The sequence below is a fragment of the Paenibacillus sp. FSL R5-0908 genome (assembly GCF_038006245.1).
GTDB lineage: Bacteria > Bacillota > Bacilli > Paenibacillales > Paenibacillaceae > Paenibacillus_AQ > Paenibacillus_AQ odorifer.
Genome location: NZ_JBBOUV010000001.1, coordinates 6530121 through 6550484, shown reverse-complemented (window position 1 = coordinate 6550484; position 20364 = coordinate 6530121). Strand labels below are relative to the sequence as shown.

Below are 20364 nucleotides of genomic sequence, written 5' to 3'. Positions count from 1 at the left end.
GCGGAGGGTCCTCTTTATTTTATTAGGTCAGAGACAATCATTTGTTGCTTTTTTATTGACAAGAAGAAAAATCCAGTTAATAATAACATATGAACACATGTTCATATGTTATTATTAACTGGAGCTTTTGAATGTAACTGCGCAGGGCTAAGAATACTATCTAGCTGAAGGTAATAGGAGGTTAAGCATGATGAACAAGAAGAACAAACGCAATCATCAGGTCGAGAATGTACACGGGCAACAGGCCAATCACGATCACAGTAACCATGACCACGCTCACGAAGGACACAGTCACTCCCATGGCTCTCACGGGCATCAACATTTTGATCCTAGTGGAAATAAAAAAGGGCTTTTGATTGCATTGATCATTACGGTTGGAATTATGTTTTTGGAGTTTTTTGGTGGGTTGATTACTAACAGCTTAGCCCTGTTATCGGACAGTGGGCATATGCTAAACGATGCAAGCTCTCTAGCATTAAGCCTAGTAGCGGTCTGGTTTGCAACTAAACCTGCTTCTCCGAACAAAACGTACGGATTTCATCGATTTGAAATTTTGGCAGCACTCTTAAACGGAGTTACTCTATTTGTAGTTGCTGGATTTATCATTGTAGAAGCTTATGGGCGATTTTTTGAGCCGCCGACGGTTGCCAGTGGTTCTATGATGCTGATCGCAAGTATTGGTCTTTTAGCCAATGTGGCTAGTGCATGGTCGCTTATGAGAAAAGGGGATGTGAAAAATAACATTAATCTCCGTAGTGCTTATCTCCATGTGCTTGGTGATGCTTTAGGTTCAGTAGGGGCGATTATTGCCGGTTTAATCATGATGATTTTTGGCTGGTATGTTGCTGATCCAATCATAAGCGTACTGGTTGCTCTATTGATTCTTAGAGGGGCATGGGGAATTATCAAACATACCGTTCACGTCCTTATGGAAGGCACCCCGATTACAATTAATCCAGCTGAAGTAAAGGAAATCCTCGAAAGCATTGAGGGGGTTAAAAATGTTCATGACCTGCATATCTGGACCATTACTTCGGGCTTAGATTCACTCAGCTGTCATATCTTAATTGAAGAGGAAGCAGATGACCAACGCATTTTGCAGCAAGCGATTCGGTTAATTGCCGATCATTTCAAAATTCAACATACAACCATTCAGGTTGAAACTTCAGCTATAGTTCATGAAGAATTGAAAATCTAATCAATGATTTATTTTTTGAATAGAATAGGGGGGCTATAGTATAATAAAAATACGAGGAAAGGGGTGATCGGTGCATGGATAATCTGACTCACGAGCATGAATCATGCAGTACGGATGAGCGGAAAAGTCATCACTCAGATAAAACTAAAAAGAATTTGATTAGCCGGCTCAATAGAATTGAAGGCCAAGTTAGAGGGCTAAAAGGGTTAATTGAAAAAGACACCTATTGTGATGATGTGCTGCATCAAATCTCCTCGGTCCAATCTGCATTGAACGGCGTGGGCAAGCTTTTGCTGGAGCATCATATGAAAAGTTGTGTGGTGGAACGTATCCAGGATGGTGAGAACGAGGTACTGGATGAACTATTAGTTACCATCAATAAATTAATTAGATAATTGATCAATCGGAAGGATTCCTTGGAATCCTTTTTTATTTGCTCAAATTGGGTATATATAGAGTAGGGGACTATCCTAATTTGTAATTTCGAGAGGAGAATGTGTTATGGCACATCAAAACTACAAAGAGTGTATCGAAGAGTGTTTAAAATGTATGGTAGCTTGCAATCACTGTTACTCAGCTTGTTTGGATGAGGATCATGTGGGGATGATGAAGGAGTGCATTCGCCTGGATCGTGAATGTGCAGATATATGCGAGTTCGCAGCTCATGCGATGTCGATGAACAGTAAATATGCAAAAGAGATTTGTTTAGCTTGTGCAGAAGCATGTGAAGCCTGTGGCAACGAATGCCAAAAGCATGATCATGAACATTGCCAGCAATGTGCAGAAGCTTGTTTTGCTTGTGCAAAAGTTTGCCGTGAAATGGCGGCGTAAATTAAAGATTGAAACTGAAAGGGCTGCAGCGGCAGCCCTTTATTCATGAATAGGATACCAAATCTAAGGGCAACTAGTGAGGTTTTGTAAAATTATTAAGCAATATAGGTAAATATAGTGTTAAAATTTATTGAAATAATACCTTTATAATCAAGAGATATAGATGCCATAGGGGATGGCTGAGAAAAACAAACAGTTATGAGAGGGATGTTAACGACGGTATGATCAATCTTAGTCCAGAACGACTCCAGCAAGTTAGCTACATAGGGATTACTGAGGCTGATTTAGAATTATTAAAAAGCAAGGAGAAAGAATTCAACTTAATCGTTAGCTCATTGGTTGAGGAGCTGTATAAACAGATGACAATGGAGCCAGAGCTGCTCCACATCATTGAGCAGCACAGTACACTGGATCGATTGAAAGAAACACAGCAGTGGTATTTTTTATCTATGGCCGCTGGTGTGATCGATGAAGCATTTATTGAAAGACGTTTGCTTATCGGGAAAATCCATTCTCGTATTGGATTAACAACAAATTGGTATTTGGGGACGTACATATTATATCTGGATTTGGCTACTGCTTATTTTGAACGGATATTACCAAACGAGTGGAAGCCTGTTATTCATGCCTTAACCAAGATGTTTAATCTCGATTCACAGCTCGTTCTTGAAGCCTATGAAGTGGATGAAAAAGCAAAAATTGAAAACTTGCTGGAGAAGCAAAATCACCTGCTTACAGGAGTGAGTTCAGCCGTTCAGGAGCTAGTATCTTTGATGGTTCAATTAAAGGATAGCAGTGAATCGATCGAAAGTTTAGCTAGTAAAAATGCTGATTATCAAGAGAAAACGCATCAAACGGTATTATATTTGGACAAAGAGGTGGAGTCTATTCATCAAGTGGGTACGATGATTAGAGAAGTGGCAGATCATACGCATCTTTTAGGCTTAAATGCGGCTATCGAAGCCGCCAGAGCTGGGGAGTTTGGAAGAGGTTTTGAAGTTGTGGCTAATGAAGTTCGTAAGCTAGCCCGCCGCTCAAAGGATTCATTGGTAACCATTGACCAGAAGCTAGACAATATCAATGCCACACTCTCCAAGGTGAAAAAAGAATCGGAACATAACTCGATATATTCCAAGGATCAGGTCAAAAGCTCTCAAGAGCTGGCTTCCTTCGTGAACTTAATTGAAAAAGTGACCGCTGAGTTAGAGAGCTTGAAATGAAGCTGCCACGGATTGAAACACTCCTTCAGAAAATTCTGAGGAGTGTTTTTTTGTTTGAAATATAAAAAGTGATTAGCGGTATAGCTTAGACATCAGTTTTGGAGACACCGTTTAAGCTGGGCACATAATCAGCAGCCTTATCGATGTTCACCATCTGAGCGGCTTCATTGAAATTGTTGTTATTCTCCGCATTGTTTTTCTTACTTGGTTGATGTTTACCTGGAGCTTCTTTGGGATTGGCGTTATTTTTGGGCATGACATTCACCTCCATATTCTTCACCTAGTATGAGAAGGTAGTTTGAATTTTATGCCAGCAGTTGACAAGTGTATCATTAAAAGATATAGTTCATTTAATGATATATCTTTTAATGATATATATGGGGAGGTGATTAAGTGTCAAGAACAGACTCATTGGAAATGGGAGAGCTCACAGACACTGCTTTTTATATTCTCTTGTCTTTAGTCGAAGCCAAACATGGATATTTGATTATGAAATCGATCGAAACGATGACGAACAATCAATTTTCAATTGGGCCTGCTTCCATGTATACAACCATTAAGAAGCTGTTAGCGGCTGAATTTATTGAGCTGTATAAAGAAGAAGAGGATGACAAACGAAAAACGTATATTGCAACAGAAAAAGGGATTGGATTGCTAAGAAAAGAAGTAGAGCGCCGAAAAGAAATGATTAGACATGCAGAACAAATTCTCAAATAAAAGGTGGGGAATAGGCATGAAGAATACAAAATATGTGACCAGCGGGGGCTTAGCTTTTACTGAAAAAGGAGATATGCAGAAATTGAGTAAGTATGCCAAAAGGGGCTGGCTCCTGGAAAGCTTTGCACCATTTGGTTATAAGTTAAGAAAGGGAGATCCCCAGACTTTTGAGTACAGTGTAGATTATCACACGAATGTCGATGAGGAGTATTATTTGATTTTTGAAGATGCCGGATGGACCTATGTCTGTTCTGCCGGAAATGGGTTTCATATCTTTCGGGCAGCTGCAGGCACGGCGCCTATCTACTCGGACACTGGGACCCTCATTGACAAATATGAACGTGAAAAGAAAACGATGAGCAAAGCAGCCTTGCCATTGCTTATAGCTTTGATTGTTTTTATCTTCCTGGCGATCTTGGGCGTTAATGGATGGTTACCTGAGATCGTGAGGAATATCAGCCTAGTGTTAGTAGTGGTCACACTTTGTATGTTGGTCTTTCCGGGTCTTCCATACATTGCGTATCGATTTAAATTAAATAAATTACGAGAATAGCGAATGGATTTTTATCTAAAGGATGTTTGCACAGCCATGAATGAAGTTGGTTGTGGAACCATCCTTTTTTTAGTTGAGGAGTGAGAACAAATCTAAGTCTCAGATATATAGTACTAATGATCTATTAATGGAATCGCTTATATATTAATTCCATATTCTGTATTACAATGATAGCGAATACGAATTAGCTTGCTATTTTCTTTCAAATTTATTACCACAATTGAAGAGGAGGCAATGAATGATGAAGAAGGATGCAAAGCTTAGGTTGAGTTGGAAAAGCCTTATTGTCGTATGCTTGGTAATTAGTATTCTTCCTGCCGGTTCCGCGTTTGCAGCAGTGAACAAACCATTTCCGCAACACACCACCTACACGAGTGGTTCTATCAAGCCGAACAATGTAACCCAGACCAGTATGGATAATTCAGTGAAGACCAAATGGGATGCGTGGAAAACGGCCTATCTCAAACCAGCTGGCACTGGAAAATATTACGTTAAGTATAATTCAGCTGGAGAAACGGTATCTGAAGCACATGGTTACGGGATGTTGTTCACAGTTTTGATGGCTGGTTATGACAGCAATGCTCAGACTTATTTTGACGGCTTATATAATTATTACAAGGCTCATCCAAGTGCAATTAATCCTTATTTGATGTCCTGGAAGCAAAACAGCAGCTTTCAAAACATTGAAGGCGAGGATTCTGCTACAGATGGAGATATGGATATAGCTTTCTCATTGCTGCTTGCGGACAAGCAGTGGGGAAGTAGTGGTACGATCAATTATTTACAAGCTGCAAAAGATATCATTAATGCGATTATGGACAATGAGATTAACCAGACACAGTGGACGATCCGTCTAGGTGACTGGGCGAATAGCGGCTCGTATAATACGGCAACTAGACCTTCGGATTTCATGCTAAATCATCTAAAAGCATTCCAACAGGCTACAGGAGATACCCGCTGGACGAATGTTATCGATAAAACGTACACGATTATAAATAGCCTTTATACGGGTTATAGCTCTAGCACTGGACTCTTGCCTGATTTCGTTGTTTACTCTGGTGGTGTGTATAAACCTGCTGCGGCGAATTTCCTTGAGGATGCCAATGACGGGAATTACAATTACAATTCTTGTCGTACCCCATGGCGGATCGCAACAGATTATTTGATTACTGGAGACAGCAGGGCACTTACTCAGCTCAATAAGATGAATAGCTGGATTAAGACTAAAGTAAGCAGTACACCCGGTAGTATAAAAGATGGGTACAAGCTAAACGGAACCGTATTTGGAAGTTACAATAGCGGTGCTTTCTATGCTCCATTTGGAGTCAGTGCGATGACCTCATCAACTTACCAAAGCTGGTTGAATTCTCTCTGGAGCCACACAGCAAGCAGTGCTGCAGAAGATTACTATGAAGACAGCATCAAGCTGTTTTCGATGATCGTTATGTCTGGTAACTGGTGGACCTATTAAGAGAACGTATAGTTAGAAAAAGGCTGTCCCCAAAACGTTCATGCCCAAAACCATAAAAGTCAAACAGAACAGCGATTTCCCTAATATTGGGGAATCGCTGTTCTGCATTTTTGGTCAACTACTGTTTGCTTCAGTAGATTATGGGCAAGTGAAAGCCACCTGATCTCTATCGTCACTTTTTTGTGCCGCAAAGCAGAAATCACTGGAATCCCCGAGATCCTCGAAATCCTCGAAATCGCCGAGATCCCCGAAATCCCCGAAATCCCCGAAATCCCCGAAATCTTCGTTTGTTCTTCGGTTATCCAAATACACTTTGCGGTTTCATCATTCGGCGTACGGCGGAGCATCCTTTATTTGATAACCAATTGAATCAAGGGGCGTACCTAATGATGCTCCAAATGATGCTCCAAATGATGCAATAAGTGAAGCACTGATACAGCAATTAGGGAATTTCTCCCTGAAATTCAGAGATTTCTGTTCATCAGACATATAATTAGGGAAAACTTCCCTAAATTTTGGCCGATTCAGTAACTAATAAAGAAATCCCCCTGATTATTAGGGAGGAATTCCCTGATTTCGTCCTTTTAGAGCCAAAATCGGCTATTTTCAGGGAGTATTTCCCTAATTAGTTTACACTTACGCTGCACATCGCACATCGCACATCGCACATCGCACATCGCACATCGCACATCGCACATCGCACATCGCACATCGCACATCGCACATCGCACATCGCCCATCGCACATCGCCCATCGCACATCGCCCATCGCACATCGCCCATCGCACATCGCCCATCGCACATCGCTCACCATTTCACTATTTTTGGGACAACCATTCTGAAGACTTTGCGGCATACAGATAAGCAGTACCGCAAAAGAATTGTGGTTTTAACGAACGTTGTTTTCGGTGAAACGTCCTGCCTGGTTATATACAATTGGATTAAATAGGAAGATATAGTTCCTTATATCTAAAAAGGGTAGGTGATAATATTGCTCTCAGACAAGAAACAATCTCTTCTATTTATTATTATCGTATGGGCAATGGCGTTAGGGATGTTGCTGCTTCCGGAATCGGCACAAGGTCTGTATGGATTTACTCCTTTTTTCGCAGTATGTATCATGATGTTTCTGATTGTGAGAGATGGATACAGTACTGAGGGATGGAGAAGGATGGGCTTCAAATTTAGGGGAGGCAAAGAATATATATTGGCTTTAGTTATTCCCTTAGGTTCACTGGGAGCGGGATATGCTGTCTATTGGATGGGATGGAACTCAAGCTTAATTTCTCCAGATTCATGGATCAAGACTGCTATATATTTGCTCGTTTACATTGTTCTTGGTTCATTATCTGCTTTGGGGGAAGAGATCGGTTGGAGGGGCTGGCTGCTCCCGCGTTTTCAATGGATGGGAAGAGTAAGTTCTAGTGTAACAATGGGCTTAATCTGGGCTATATGGCATTATCCGGCGATTCTTGGGCCGCGTGCTTATCATTCCTCTGGAAGCCGCTGGCTCGTGGTGGTGCTCTTTACCTTATCTGTTATGTTTGCGGGCATCATTATAAATGAACTGCGTCTGTCCTCCGGTAGTATTTGGCCGGCAGTGCTTTTACACGGAACTAATAATGCTGTAGACAGTGTTTTGCACAATATTACTGTCAGTTCTTCACCTATGTTGGAGTATGTAGCCGGGGAGAGTGGTTGGGTTCCAGTGATTTTATATGGCTGCGTAGCTATATGGATTCTGAATCAAAACCACAGAGTGAACCAGCAAAAAGCCAGGTTAGAGCTATAATTCAATGCGGATATTTAGAGGAGAAGGAATATCATGCATAAAAGTATATAATTTCCTTTGTGATTCATATAAAATGGTAGGGGAATACCAACTAAGAATAGAGATATGTATAATTTTGTTCGTTCGGGGGATTTGAAATGACAGTAAAACTCCGCCAGTTATTCATATCAGGGTTACTTTGCATTTTTGTTTTTCTTATTATTCATTTTGTATGGGTCATTCACTCTAACATCTTGCTTGGCGTTGGTCTGGAGCAGAATGAAGAAGGCCAATATTATATTGCTGAGGCAGACGTTTCAAGCGAAGGGTATAAACAGAATCTAAGGGAAGGGGATATCTTATTACGGGTTAATGGAAACCCGATTGATAAAGTGGATGAACCTGTGAGATATGGAAGCTTAACTCAGGTTCAATCCGTTGACCTTCTTCGTAACTCCAAAGGGGGGGCTCCACTTGCTTTGCATTATGATATTGAGAATAAGTCCTCCATCTATCATACGTTTACTCAGCTTGTAGTCCCTGGAGCGACATTTGTTTTTTTTGCCGTGTTAAGCCTTCTATTATACCGCAGGAGAAGTGGGGATCGCTCAGCAGAGCTGCTGATTTTATTCTTTTTATTAGTCGGAATAACTTACTTTGCGGGATATGCCTCAAGTAGATCTGATCTTATAGGTAGAATCGCGATGGGTTGCGTGTTGCCTTTAATTCCACTGGTTTTTATTCACTTTCTCCAAGTATATCTGAAACGATTTGATGTATTAGTTCTATCTACTACTGTAATCAAAATATACTATGGCCTGGTCATTTTACTAAGCCTATTTTCCACCTCCAGTCTAATGGTTTACTCCTGGGATAGATCCTTGTATTCCTTTATAAGGTTAATTATTATTGGGTTCTTTGTTTTCGGAATTTTTTACAGCATATTTAAGCTGCTATATTTATACATTACTTATCGAAGCACAGCGCTTAAATCGATGTTTAAAATTATGCTTACCGGACAAATCCTTGCGTTTACACCGTTTGTTCTCTTCTCAGCTGCACCCATTGCTGTTGGGGTCAACTTGATCCCTTACGAAATTACTACGATCTTTTTGTTTTTGATGCCAGTTACTTATTTTTATCTGCTGACGGCTAGGCAACTATTTGATATTGATTTCGCTTTTAATCGGTTTAAATATTATTTACTAATTGCTTTTTTCCCCGCGCTAATGATTGTAGCCGTGCTTGCGATCATTCAGAGCAGGCAAGAGTATGATTGGATCAAATGGATTCAGATGTTTTTGGTTGTATATTTATCTATTACAATCTTTTTATTCTTTAAGGAGAAAATAGATTATTATTTCCGGCCTAAACTGTTCCGTGAGCTTTATCATTATCAAGGTAGTCTGGAGCGATTCTCGAAGCAAATCTCCAAGGTGATGAAGCGGTCTGATTTGGAGGCTGCAATTTACAAGGAAATCAATGAGATTTTACCGGTTAGTCGGTCTGCTTTTTTTGAGAGAGATGAGGATATGAGTAACCTCGAACAAATAGTCGACAATTCGGGCCAAGAGATCAACATAGAATTTGTATCGAAATCTCCAGTTTTTAAGGTAGGAGAAGTAGTTCAACTCAAACAGGGGATCTTGCTCGTAATCGGACGTCACCAAAAAAAATTTCATCTCCTCTGGATTGATCATAAGAAGAACCATACAAAGCTTAATTCGGATGAGCTTAACTGGTTAAATACCCTCGCAAATTATGCGAGTATTGTCTATGAGAATTTATATCTTATTGAAGGCTTGATTGAAGACCTTGAAGCAGAGATGAATAAAGAGCTACATGCAGCACCATGGGTTCTACGCCTGATCTTTAATTTATCAGAGAAAGAACGCAGAAAGCTGGCGGCGGATTTACATGATTCTGCTCTTCAGGATCAGCTCATTTGGCTTCGCAGGCTGGAAACACTGATCTCCGATCACGATATTGACGCGGATATTTTACCAGAGCTGCTTCAGATTAAAGAGGGACTTCTGGATGTGATATATCAGATTAGGGAGACCTGCAATGAACTGCGTCCGCCGCTGCTAAGAGAGACCGGAATTGTGAAGGCACTGGAACTATTATTTGAGTATGCCCAACTGCAATCTAACTACATAATCACCTTTACATCCAGTCCGATTGGTGAGCTAAGTGATGATTTGGTGATTGCGTTGTATCGAATAGTACAGGAGCTCCTGCGGAATGCCGGGAAACATGCCAAGGCGAATCAGATTGAAATTGAGCTGGACCAGCAAGAGCATCTCTATTTCCGATATAAGGATGATGGGATTGGCATGAATATAGTTGATATCAGGGAATCTTTTCAGCATATGGGCCTGTCCGGCATCAAAGAACGTGTTGCGAGCTTAGAGGGGAAATGCACTTTTAACTCGGAGAAAGGGAAGGGACTGGAGGTTATTATTTATTTACCGACAATAGCTTTTGTAGAAAAAAAGCACAGAGGAGACGATGACGATGATACGTATCTTGTTGGTTGATGATCATCCTTCTGTCGGAGAAGGAACTAAAACTATGATTGAGCAGGACGCGGATATGGAGGTTACTTTTGTTTTGTCAGCGATGGAAGCTTTGGATAGGCTGGAGCAACAAGAATTTGATGTAATCTTATGCGACCTCAACATGCCTACGATCAGCGGACTTGAATTCGCCAAAAGAGCCGTTCAACGTGATCCTGAATCTAAAGTGGTGATTTATACCGGATATGAAATCAGTGCTCATTATAATCTTTTGATGGAGTCAGGGGTCACAGGATTTATCTCTAAGACAGCTTCCCGAGAACAGTTGTTAAATACTATTCGTTGTGCGCTGAGGAATGAGGCGGTCATTCCGGTGTCTTTACTTAAACAGCTACGAAGAAATGATATCAAGATTTCTAATCACCGGGATAATCGTCTGCTTGAAGAAGTGTCCATTAATCAAAGAGAACAGGAAATACTCCAAGAAGTAGCTAGTGGAAAAAGCAATAAAGACATAGCCAGCAAGCTTTTAATGTCACAACGAACTGTGGAGTATAACCTGACGAGAATCTTTGAGAAGCTTAGTGTACATTCCAGATCCGAAGCTATAGTGGAAGGAAAGCGACTGGGTCTTGTTAGGATGGAGACTTTCTAAGTTGAATAATCATAAGAGTGCTGGAGACAGCGAGGGTTCCCAGTAGAAGAAATATGTCTCCTTCAAATTGGCCGCCTAAGATCATCATTGCAATAAATTGAATAACGGCGACGATCAATCCGATCTGGAAAAATCGGTATTTGCCTTGCTTGATCGCAACATACATCTGAATGACCCCTACATTTAATAGAACATAAATAACAACGGCAATCGCTATCCACAGCCATTTAGCTTCCTCTGTTCCAGCAAATGTGGACCACATCGCGAGTGGAAGGGCATAACAATTAATCCCTATTAGAGTAATGGCCCATACAACCCAATACATAGTTTTGTTAGTTTTATTCATGGTGTTAAGCACCTCACTTTTGCATCTTGATCGTCATTACCTGTAATTCATAATTCTGAACCATTCCGGTATTTAGTTGTATTATTCTGAAGAAATCAAGGAGGAACATCCATATGATTGACATGAACCAAATATTTCTGATTACAGATATCCCAGGTTACTCGCCGCAAATCAGCCGACTTTTATCCATGATGAACTATGCAAGATATACAACATTAGAAGCCGTTAAGGGTCTATCTATGGAACAACTGGATTATTTATTAGACCCACAGAGTAACTCTATTGGAGCGTTATTATTGCACTACGCTGCGGTAGAATTTGCATATCAAGTGGCAACGTTTGAGCAAAGAGATTTGTCTGAAGAAGAGCTAACAAGATGGGGGCCAGCATTAAATTTAGGCGATGAAGGACGAGCCAATATTAAGGGGAATGATCTGAGCTATTATTTAGATCGCCTAAATGAAGTTAGACAAAAGACTTATGAATTATTCGCAACCGTCGATGATAATTGGTTATATACTGAAGAGGAATTCTGGCATAACAAACCTGCGAACTACTATTTTATGTGGTTTCACGTTTTTGAGGATGAAATCAATCATAGAGGCCAGATTAGGCTGATCCGAAAAAGAGCACTAGCTTAAGAAAGGAGGCGCGCGAATGGAGTACATAGAGAAAAATATAAAGCCTTTATTTAAGAAATATCCGCTGCTCTCGAAATTTGTATTAACAGTGGTGATTATAGACATCGTTTATTACGCCGGCAAACAAGTTGGAGGATTAGCTTATTACCTCATGCACTAATTTCTTTTGAAAATAAGTCGAATAGAGAAGGCGAGTTCCACTCATTTTGAGTGTGAATTCGCCTTTTTATATTGCTTAACCTAAATATCTGCTGTAGGTCTGACTCTTCCATGTGGCTATCCAGTTCATTATCAGTTCACACAAATTTGTTAGGATATGAAACATCAAAAGAGATATAGAGCATGACCAGGAGAGGAAGAGAAATAAATGAAAATATTAGAAGTTAAACATGTAAAGAAATCATATACTTTGTACGGTAAAGAAAAGGTGCCAGTACTCCATGATGTGAATCTAAGCTTTGAGACAGGTGAATTCGTCTCTATTCTAGGTGAGTCTGGCTGCGGAAAGTCCACACTGATGAACATCATTGGGGGAATGGACTCCGATTATGAAGGCGAGGTCCTTGTCCGCGGAAAGAATTTAAGCACGATGACCGAAAAGGAAATGGATGATTATCGCAAGAACAATATTGGATTCGTTTTTCAAAATTTCAATCTGATCCCGCATCTGTCAGTTTTGGAGAATGTTACAGTGGCGATGCAGATGACGGATACCAGTGAGAAGGACCGTAATAAACGTGCTATAGATATTTTGACTGAGGTAGGCTTGAAAGAGCACCTGAAAAAACGTCCGAATCAGCTGTCCGGTGGACAGAAGCAAAGAGTGTCCATCGCCCGCGCGCTAGCGAATAATCCTGATATTATTTTGGCAGATGAACCTACAGGGGCCTTGGACAAGGATACCGGCGATCAAATTTTAGCCTTATTGGACAGCATAGCCAAAAGAGGCATATTGGTCATTACCGTGACCCACTCACAGAAAGTAGCCGACTCTGGTACCCGTATCGTAAAGGTTGAAGAAGGAAGGATTAAAGATGATATTCAGTTAAAGGACCGCTCTTTGATTAGTTACGATGGAGGAGAGGGGTCATCCCGGAATCTCAGTTTATTTGCATCTTTTAAAATGGCTCTGCAGAACATGAAGCTCAACGCCAAACGTAATGTATTGGTAGCTTTGGGTGGGTCTATTGGTATTTTAAGCGTACTGTTGATGCTTTCCTTAGGGAATGGAATTACGAACTATATGAATGACGAAATTAATTCAAGTATGGATCCTTTACTCGTGGATATAACTAAACCCAATGAAGAAGCTAAAGGTATGCAAGGTCCAGAGGCAATGATGTTGCCCGGCGAAACGTTTACGGCTGCCGATATTGAAACCATCAGAAATATTCCAAATGTTGATTATGTAGAAACCATCACTTCCATTTCGGGCAAATCTACTATGGTTTATGCAGATCAGACGGTTAGTCTTACACAATTAACAACCTTAACGGATGCTTTTGCTAAAGAGACGATTACCGCAGGGGCTTTTCCAGAGGGCAAAGAGATATTATTACCCGTGAAAACGGCAAGTAAATTAAGCGGAAACGACAGTCCGGAGTCTTTGGTAGGGAAGTCGATTTATCTATATATTAATGAAATGGATGCTAAGCATAAACCGGTCACATTGGAACAAGAAGTCACTATCTCTGGTATATATGAAAGCACTGATCCAAGAGCGCAAATGCAACCCACGGGTTATCTTCCAGCGCAGACTCTGGAGCAAATGTATGCTGACAAGGCGATTACAATAGCTCCAATACAAGTTAATGCTTTTGCAACCGATATGAAATATGTGAATGATATTAATGCAGCCGCTGTTGATGCTGGGTTCTCAGGTTCTCAATCGGCAAAAATCATGGAGCGAATCACAACTTATGTGAATATGGCTACTATAGTTCTCTCTGGTATTGCCGGGATTTCACTTCTCGTATCAGGAATCATGATATTGGTTGTGCTATATATCAGTGTAGTGGAACGGACTAAGGAAATTGGGATCCTTCGGGCAATTGGCGCAAGGAAAAAAGATATCAAACGTATATTCTTTTCTGAATCAGCTTTATTAGGTGTATTCAGTGGTATCTTTGCAGTACTCTTTGCTATTGTCATTAGTTATGTGTTAAATATTCTCTTGGACAATGCTTTTGGAGTGAAACTTATTAATCTATCCGGTTATTATGTGTTATTTGGGATCGTTGTGAGTACCCTGATTAGTATTATCGCAGGTTTGATGCCATCCTCTAAGGCTGCCAAACTGGATCCAATGGAATCTCTACGATATGAATAAATAGGTTAGCGGAGAGGAAAATTGAGAGATGAACACGATTCTAGTGGCGGATGATGATTCTCATATCCGTAGATTAATACGATTATATCTTGAAAAAAACCAATTTTCCGTAGTGGAAGCAGCAGACGGTCAAGAGGCATTAGACATTCTAGCGCATACAAAGATCGATTTGGTTATTGTAGATGTGATGATGCCAAATGTAGATGGTATTGAACTGACCGAAGATATCCGGTCTTATATCGATATTCCAATTCTGATGGTTACAGCTAGAGGAGAATCTAAGGACAAAGTCAGAGGATTTAATGCCGGATCAGATGATTATTTAGTCAAACCGTTTGATCCCATAGAATTGGTCCTGCGTGTAAAATCACTATTAAAAAGATATCATTTAACCTCCTCGAGTGTGATTCAATTAGGCGCAGTGATGATTGATCTGGGAAATTTGACCGTTGTTGCGGCTCAGAGAACGGTGGAGTTGAAGAAAAAGGAATGTGAGTTGTTATTTGCTCTGGCGGGTTCGCCAGGGCAAATATTCACGCGTTCTCAGCTCATAGAAAATATTTGGGGTGTCGATTATGAAGGCGACGAGCGTACGGTAGATGTGCATATCAAACGTCTGAGAGAAAGATTGGAATCGATTCCCGAGCTAATTATTTCTACGGTAAGAGGACTTGGATACCGTCTGGAGTTGGCATAAATGTTGAAAAAAAGCCTTCGTCTGCGTATTGTCATTACGTTTATTGGGATTGTGATCGTCAGCTTAATGATCTCTTTTTTGCTAAATGTACGGTTTTCCGAAAATAATGTGACCCCAAACCATATCTTCATTAGAGTAGCTGGAGACGTAGCCAAAGTGCTTACCCTAATCGATGATCCGGAAAAAGCACAGGCATTTACTAAATTACTCAATAAATATGGTGTCGATATTGCGAAAGTGAGAGTGAATGAGTGGAGTGATGCTGTTTTTTCAGTGGATAAGGAGAAGCTTGCCGCTCTATTTAAGCCAGATTCCACAGACGCAGTGATGCTTAATGATAAGTCTGGTGTTGCTATTGTTGGCATTCCCATCGTAGATAAGGAGAAAGCTGCGCTCATCATTAAAATTGATTTTTCGTCGAGCTTGATCACATTCAGACGCAACGTATTTTTTACACTTCTAACGGTCTTAGTCATCGGAAGTTTACTGATTCTCTTGATGTCCGGATTCATTGTTAAGCCTATCAAACGTCTGACGGAAGCAGCTAAGAAAATGGCATCAGGGGATTTATCTGTTAGATTGACTTATAAAAATCAAGATGAGTTCGGGGAACTGATGGAAAGCTTTAATCATATGGCTAGTGAGCTGCAAAAGATAGATTCAGTTCGTGATGATTTTGTCAGCAATGTGTCCCATGAAATGCAGTCTCCACTTACGTCGATTAGAGGGTTTACTCGAGCGCTGCAAGATGGGGTCGTTCCAATAGAAGAGCAAAAAGAACATCTGGATATTATTTATCAGGAAACGCTGCGCTTATCCCGCCTAAGTGACAATCTGCTTAGATTAGCCTCGCTGGATTCAGAACATCATCCGGTTAATCTCACCACTTTTCAGCTGGATGAACAGTTAAGAAGAGCGATCGTTCTGGCGGAGCCACAATGGACACAGAAAAACATTCAGATAGAATTAGATTTATTGCCCTGCGAAATTACGGTGGATAAAGATTTGTTTGATCAAGTCTGGCAAAACCTAATCAATAATGCTATAAAATATACAAGCCAAGAGGGTATCATTCATGTCGAAATCGAGAGGTCTATAGCGTTTGTGAAGGTTTCTATTAAAGATTCTGGTCAAGGCATACCAGAGGCAGCATTGCCCCGTATTTTTGATCGTTTTTATATGGTGGATAAAGCGCGGAGCAGCGTTCATAAAGGGAATGGACTTGGATTATCTATTGTATTAAAAATTCTAAAAATGCATGATTGTAAAATAGAAGTGGAGAGCAAGGTTGGGGAAGGAACCCAGTTTATCGTCTCGATCCCTATCTCTCAACCCTATGAATAGTTAACAGGCTGAAGCTTAAGGCAAACGCTGAGGGGGAAGATGATGATGCTAGAGCGAAATCCTATCTATTTACGCGAACTGAAGTTTACGGACTGGCAAGATGTTCATGCCTATTGTTCACAAGAACGTGTATGCCGTTTTCAAGCTTGGGGTCCAAATACTGCTGATCAGACCCTTTCATTTGTTAACCAAGCACTAGAAGACTCTCAAAAAGTTCCCAGAACTCGGTTCGCGCAAGCCATAGTTGCAGTAGGAACTGAAGATTTGATCGGCATGATTGAATTAAATATTAGAAGCCATACGGACAGAAGCGGCGAAATCGGCTATATTGTCCATCCTGATGCCTGGGGACAGGGAGTCGCTACAGCAGCGGCCAGACGAATGTTGAAATTTGGTTTTGAAGAACTGCAACTACATCGAATATATGCGACCTGTGACCCTAGAAATAGCGGATCATCCAAGGTACTCACCAAGATAGGTATGACCTATGAGGGAAGATTAAGGGATGCTTTGCTTATTAAAGATGGATGGCGGGATTCTTTGATGTTCAGTATGTTGGAGCATGAGTGGACGGTAGCCCGCTAAAAAATTAACTCTTGATTCCCAATGGTAAGTTCACTAGAATATAAGTAATAGCTTATATACTTTTGAGAGGAGGAGAGAAGGAAATGCAGACACTAATGGAAATTGCTGAAGACTTGAAGTTGTTCGGAGATAAGACACGATTGGCAATGCTTTCTCTTCTGAAAGAGCGGGAATGGTGCGTGTGTGAATTCGTTGATATCTTTGACATTTCCCAGCCGGCGATTAGCCAGCATTTACGGAAATTGAAAAGTAGAGGAATCGTTAGGGAAAGCAAGCGGGGACAGTGGGTACATTATTCGTTAAATGTCGAGGATAAACCACATCTTAAGGCTGTTCTTCAACAGATGCCTAGTACCAAATCGATATTGGCTGAACTGAATAAAGAGGCTAAAGAGCCATGCTGCGACTAAATTTCAGGTAGGGATTTTTATGATTTATATATAACCATATAGTTATATAATGATGTTGGATTGAAGTCACATGCTTATATAGGAGTGTTGAAAAAGATGTGGATTGGCAGTAAAAGGGGGATGGCACTTTGGCTATTGTAGCTATCCTTATATTTTTAGTAACTTTAATCCTTGTAATCTGGCAGCCCCGTAATTTATCGATTGGATGGTCAGCCTGCGGTGGCGCGATCATAGCTTTGCTAGCTGGGGTAGTCAGCTTTAATGATGTTCTGGATGTAACGCAGATCGTGTGGAATGCTACTTTAGCATTTGTGGCTATTATTCTGATTTCTTTAATTCTGGATCGAATCGGATTTTTTGAATGGGCTGCATTACATATGGCACGGGCTGCCCGCGGGAATGGCAGACGAATGTTTGTGTATGTCATCGTACTTGGTGCGTTAGTGTCTGCATTTTTTGCGAATGATGGAGCGGCTCTGATTCTTACGCCTATTGTGCTTGCGATGGTAAGGGCGTTGCATTTTGATGAGAAAAAAGTTTTTCCGTTTATTATCGCCAGCGGTTTTATTGCCGATACCACCTCACTGCCGCTCGTGGTCAGCAATCTGGTCAATATCGTATCGGCGGATTTTTTCGGAATTACGTTTATGGAGTATGCAGGCAAGATGATTATACCTACGCTGTTTTCACTTGTGGCGAGCATCGTGGTGCTCTATTTCTTTTTTCGCAAAAGTATTCCCAAGCACTTTAACGATTCACAGCTAAAAGATCCGCATGAGGCGATTAAAGACAAAAAAATGTTCCAGCTCTCATGGATTGTATTGGCTGTTCTTTTGGTAGGGTATTTTGTCAGTGAATTTTTGGGTATTCCGGTATCTGTGGTTGCGGGGATCATAGCTATTTTGTTCCTGCTTCTCGCGAGAAGAAGCCCTTACGTCAAGGTGAAAGAAGTGATTACAGGAGCGCCTTGGGCGATTGTGTTCTTTTCCATTGGAATGTATGTCGTAGTATATGGACTTCGAAATGTTGGGCTGACGGATTTACTTGCTAAGATGATTGGGTCTATTGCTGATCAGGGCTTATTTGCCGCAACGATGGGTATGGGCTTCATAGCTGCATTGATCTCATCGCTGATGAATAATCTGCCTACCGTTCTGATTGACGCGCTTGCCATTGATGCGACGCATACCACTGGAATCATTAGAGAGGCTTTAATATATGCGAATGTTATAGGTTCGGACTTAGGACCGAAGATCACTCCAATTGGCTCACTCGCCACACTGCTGTGGCTACATGTACTTTCGGCTAAAGGCGTGAAGATTTCTTGGGGAACGTATTTTAAGACAGGTATTATTTTAACCATTCCAACGTTATTTATTACGCTTTTAGGTCTTTATATGTGGTTGTTGATTAACTAATTTGGACAGGGGAAGATCAAGATGAACAAGAGAACGATTTATTTTTTATGTACAGGGAATTCCTGCAGAAGTCAGATGGCTGAAGGCTGGGCTAAGCAATATCTAGGAAAAGAATGGAGCGTGTACAGTGCAGGTATTGAAGCTCACGGTCTAAATCCAAAAGCTGTACAAGCGATGAGCGAAGTAGGCATAGATATTTCCGGCCAGACTTCGGATATTATTGATGCTAATCTGTTGAATAATGCTGATCTGGTCATTACCTTATGTGGAGATGCTGCGGATAAATGTCCAATGACCCCTCCGCAGGTCAAACGGGAACACTGGGGCTTCGATGATCCGGCAAAAGCGCAAGGGAGTGATAAAGAGAAGTGGGCAGTGTTCCAGCATGTGCGTGACCAGATTGGTGAGAGAATCAAACAATTTGCGGAGACGGGTGAATAAGCAAAGGGAGGAAGTAACCTATTCTTTTAACTTAGGGTATTTCACCACGGGCCATTTCACTTTCCGTAAGGCATTGATCACTTCGGGCCCAACGTTCAAATTACTTTCAACTAATTCATGGGGAGTGAGAGCCATCCATTGGTTCAAAGAAACGTCGGCAAAACGGTCACTTTTGAACATTTCGAGGAACCACAACGATTCTTCTCCTGTATTCTGAATATAATGTCCAAATGCAAAAGGAACATACCCAACATCGCCTGCCCTGTAATTAAAGGTACGTGCTGCACCGTTTCCGGCAAACACAGTCATCCGTCCTTTTCCCGTAAGATAATATTGCCACTCATCGTTGTTGGGGTGCCAGTGGAGCTCTCTCATTCCTCCAGGTTCAATCTCTACCAGTGCAGCAGCCACGGTCTTAGAGACCGGAAAGTTGCTGGAGTCAACGATTCTGACGCTCCCGCCAGGAGTCTTTAATGGAGGCTGTGCCAACAGCGAATGTTTGAAGCTCTGTGGAATTTCTCCATATGGCGATTGCACCTTTTGGCTTTGTAATGAGCCGGGAACTTGATCCTGATAAATATAGACTTGTTCAGTGGGGATGGAGTCAAAGGCCTCAGCAGGTATTCCAAAGTTAGCTGAAAGTACCTCTTTAGGCGTATGGGCGAACCAATCGGAAATAGACAAGGTATTCAGATCGGAGAAGCTCCCGTCGTCAAAGACTAGGAGGAATTCGCAGCCTTCTTCAAGACCTTGTATAGAGTGAGGAATACCCGGCGGAAAATACCATAGATCACCAGGTCCTACATCTGCTATAAAGTTCCGTCCATTCTGATCCACAGCAGTAATCCGGGCGCGGCCTAACAGCATATAAGACCATTCCGCTTGCTGATGCCAGTGAAGCTCTCGTACTCCACCGGGGGTCAGGCTCATATTCACACCTGCCAGTGTAGTTGCGATAGGGAGTTCTCTGACGGTTACTTCTCTGGACCAGCCACCATGATTAAGCTGCATATGCGCATCGGAGAAAGAAAATTTCAAATTGGGAACCAGGCCCGCATCCGTTACCGGAGGTACGAACATATCCGGGTTCTCAAGATCCCGCATAACATCGCGGGGTCCTTTATCTAGTCCCCCTGTGCCATCGCTTCGGATGGGCTGGGGGATGTTTGTTTTGTTTGCCGAATCCTGTCCAGCAGAAGTCATAAGATGTTCTCCTTTC

The 20364-nt window shown here is 41.4% G+C and carries 22 protein-coding genes; 19 read left to right on the top strand and 3 right to left on the bottom strand.

The annotated features are described in order from the left end of the window. Positions 1 to 190 precede the first annotated feature (190 nt). The 4 genes from MKZ09_RS29630 to MKZ09_RS29615 all read left to right on the top strand — a co-directional run bounded on the left by MKZ09_RS29630 (position 191) and on the right by MKZ09_RS29615 (position 3249). On the top strand, positions 191 to 1198 hold the full coding sequence (locus MKZ09_RS29630; protein ID WP_076206705.1) for a cation diffusion facilitator family transporter: 1008 nt from the start codon (positions 191 to 193) through the stop codon (positions 1196 to 1198). A gap of 74 nt (positions 1199 to 1272) precedes the next feature. Beyond that, positions 1273 to 1593: a metal-sensitive transcriptional regulator gene (locus MKZ09_RS29625; protein WP_036681383.1), complete on the top strand. Its 321-nt coding sequence runs from the start codon at positions 1273 to 1275 to the stop codon at positions 1591 to 1593. A 106-nt stretch (positions 1594 to 1699) separates the two neighbouring features. Continuing rightward, complete coding sequence (locus MKZ09_RS29620; RefSeq protein WP_076148452.1) at positions 1700 to 2029, top strand: four-helix bundle copper-binding protein; 330 nt, start codon at positions 1700 to 1702, stop codon at positions 2027 to 2029. A 221-nt stretch (positions 2030 to 2250) separates the two neighbouring features. Then, complete coding sequence (locus MKZ09_RS29615) at positions 2251 to 3249, top strand: globin-coupled sensor protein (RefSeq protein ID WP_076206623.1); 999 nt, start codon at positions 2251 to 2253, stop codon at positions 3247 to 3249. Positions 3250 to 3334: 85 nt separating this feature from the next. Here MKZ09_RS29615 and MKZ09_RS29610 read toward each other — a convergent pair whose 3' ends face one another. Then, a complete protein-coding gene (locus MKZ09_RS29610) occupies positions 3335 to 3505 on the bottom strand; it encodes a hypothetical protein (protein ID WP_162636851.1) in 171 nt (56 codons plus the stop codon). A gap of 137 nt (positions 3506 to 3642) precedes the next feature. Between MKZ09_RS29610 and MKZ09_RS29605 the strand changes: the two genes are divergently transcribed. The 6 genes from MKZ09_RS29605 (at position 3643) to MKZ09_RS29580 (ending at position 10934) form a co-directional block, all read left to right on the top strand. After that, entirely contained in the window at positions 3643 to 3966 is a 324-nt protein-coding gene (locus tag MKZ09_RS29605; protein ID WP_036681391.1) for a PadR family transcriptional regulator, read from the top strand. A gap of 16 nt (positions 3967 to 3982) precedes the next feature. Next, a complete protein-coding gene (locus tag MKZ09_RS29600) occupies positions 3983 to 4519 on the top strand; it encodes a DUF2812 domain-containing protein (protein ID WP_076206626.1) in 537 nt (178 codons plus the stop codon). 238 nt (positions 4520 to 4757) lie between these two features. Then, positions 4758 to 5990, top strand: coding sequence for a glycosyl hydrolase family 8 (locus MKZ09_RS29595; RefSeq protein WP_256719248.1), 1233 nt, complete (start codon positions 4758 to 4760; stop codon positions 5988 to 5990). Positions 5991 to 6980: 990 nt separating this feature from the next. Then, positions 6981 to 7781 (top strand): CPBP family intramembrane glutamic endopeptidase, encoded by an 801-nt coding sequence (locus MKZ09_RS29590; RefSeq protein WP_076206627.1) that lies wholly within the window; start codon positions 6981 to 6983, stop codon positions 7779 to 7781. Positions 7782 to 7918: 137 nt separating this feature from the next. Continuing rightward, a complete protein-coding gene (locus MKZ09_RS29585) occupies positions 7919 to 10300 on the top strand; it encodes an ATP-binding protein (protein WP_076206629.1) in 2382 nt (793 codons plus the stop codon). Then, on the top strand, positions 10278 to 10934 hold the full coding sequence (locus tag MKZ09_RS29580) for a response regulator transcription factor (protein ID WP_038573390.1): 657 nt from the start codon (positions 10278 to 10280) through the stop codon (positions 10932 to 10934). Before MKZ09_RS29585 ends, MKZ09_RS29580 begins: the two co-directional genes overlap by 23 nt. Here MKZ09_RS29580 and MKZ09_RS29575 read toward each other — a convergent pair. Continuing rightward, a complete protein-coding gene (locus tag MKZ09_RS29575) occupies positions 10915 to 11280 on the bottom strand; it encodes a hypothetical protein (protein WP_076137063.1) in 366 nt (121 codons plus the stop codon). The genes MKZ09_RS29580 and MKZ09_RS29575 overlap by 20 nt on opposite strands. Positions 11281 to 11402: 122 nt before the next feature. Between MKZ09_RS29575 and MKZ09_RS29570 the strand changes: the two genes are divergently transcribed. From MKZ09_RS29570 to arsC, 9 genes are all read left to right on the top strand, one after another. After that, positions 11403 to 11921 carry a DinB family protein gene (locus tag MKZ09_RS29570; RefSeq protein WP_076206710.1) on the top strand — a complete coding sequence of 173 codons (519 nt, stop codon included), beginning with the start codon at positions 11403 to 11405 and terminating at the stop codon, positions 11919 to 11921. A gap of 16 nt (positions 11922 to 11937) precedes the next feature. Beyond that, the gene (locus MKZ09_RS29565; RefSeq protein WP_162636847.1) at positions 11938 to 12081 is read left to right on the top strand and encodes a hypothetical protein; all 144 of its coding nucleotides are present in this window, start codon (positions 11938 to 11940) and stop codon (positions 12079 to 12081) included. A gap of 207 nt (positions 12082 to 12288) precedes the next feature. Next, on the top strand, positions 12289 to 14250 hold the full coding sequence (locus tag MKZ09_RS29560) for an ABC transporter ATP-binding protein/permease (protein ID WP_076206631.1): 1962 nt from the start codon (positions 12289 to 12291) through the stop codon (positions 14248 to 14250). 28 nt (positions 14251 to 14278) lie between these two features. Continuing rightward, positions 14279 to 14947, top strand: coding sequence for a response regulator transcription factor (locus MKZ09_RS29555; RefSeq protein WP_076206634.1), 669 nt, complete (start codon positions 14279 to 14281; stop codon positions 14945 to 14947). Further along, positions 14948 to 16291: a sensor histidine kinase gene (locus MKZ09_RS29550; protein ID WP_081394330.1), complete on the top strand. Its 1344-nt coding sequence runs from the start codon at positions 14948 to 14950 to the stop codon at positions 16289 to 16291. 39 nt (positions 16292 to 16330) lie between these two features. Beyond that, on the top strand, positions 16331 to 16876 hold the full coding sequence (locus MKZ09_RS29545) for a GNAT family N-acetyltransferase (protein WP_305953780.1): 546 nt from the start codon (positions 16331 to 16333) through the stop codon (positions 16874 to 16876). Between the two features lie 83 nt (positions 16877 to 16959). Beyond that, positions 16960 to 17286, top strand: a complete 327-nt coding sequence (locus tag MKZ09_RS29540; RefSeq protein WP_076137055.1) for an ArsR/SmtB family transcription factor — start codon at positions 16960 to 16962, stop codon at positions 17284 to 17286. 128 nt (positions 17287 to 17414) lie between these two features. After that, positions 17415 to 18704, top strand: a complete 1290-nt coding sequence (locus MKZ09_RS29535; protein WP_076128777.1) for an arsenic transporter — start codon at positions 17415 to 17417, stop codon at positions 18702 to 18704. A 21-nt stretch (positions 18705 to 18725) separates the two neighbouring features. Further along, positions 18726 to 19145: an arsenate reductase (thioredoxin) gene (arsC, locus tag MKZ09_RS29530; RefSeq protein WP_076206638.1), complete on the top strand. Its 420-nt coding sequence runs from the start codon at positions 18726 to 18728 to the stop codon at positions 19143 to 19145. 18 nt (positions 19146 to 19163) lie between these two features. On the opposite strand, the gene MKZ09_RS29525 is transcribed toward arsC, so the two are convergent. Further along, positions 19164 to 20348 (bottom strand): oxalate decarboxylase family bicupin, encoded by a 1185-nt coding sequence (locus tag MKZ09_RS29525; RefSeq protein ID WP_076206640.1) that lies wholly within the window; start codon positions 20346 to 20348, stop codon positions 19164 to 19166. Positions 20349 to 20364 lie beyond the last annotated feature (16 nt).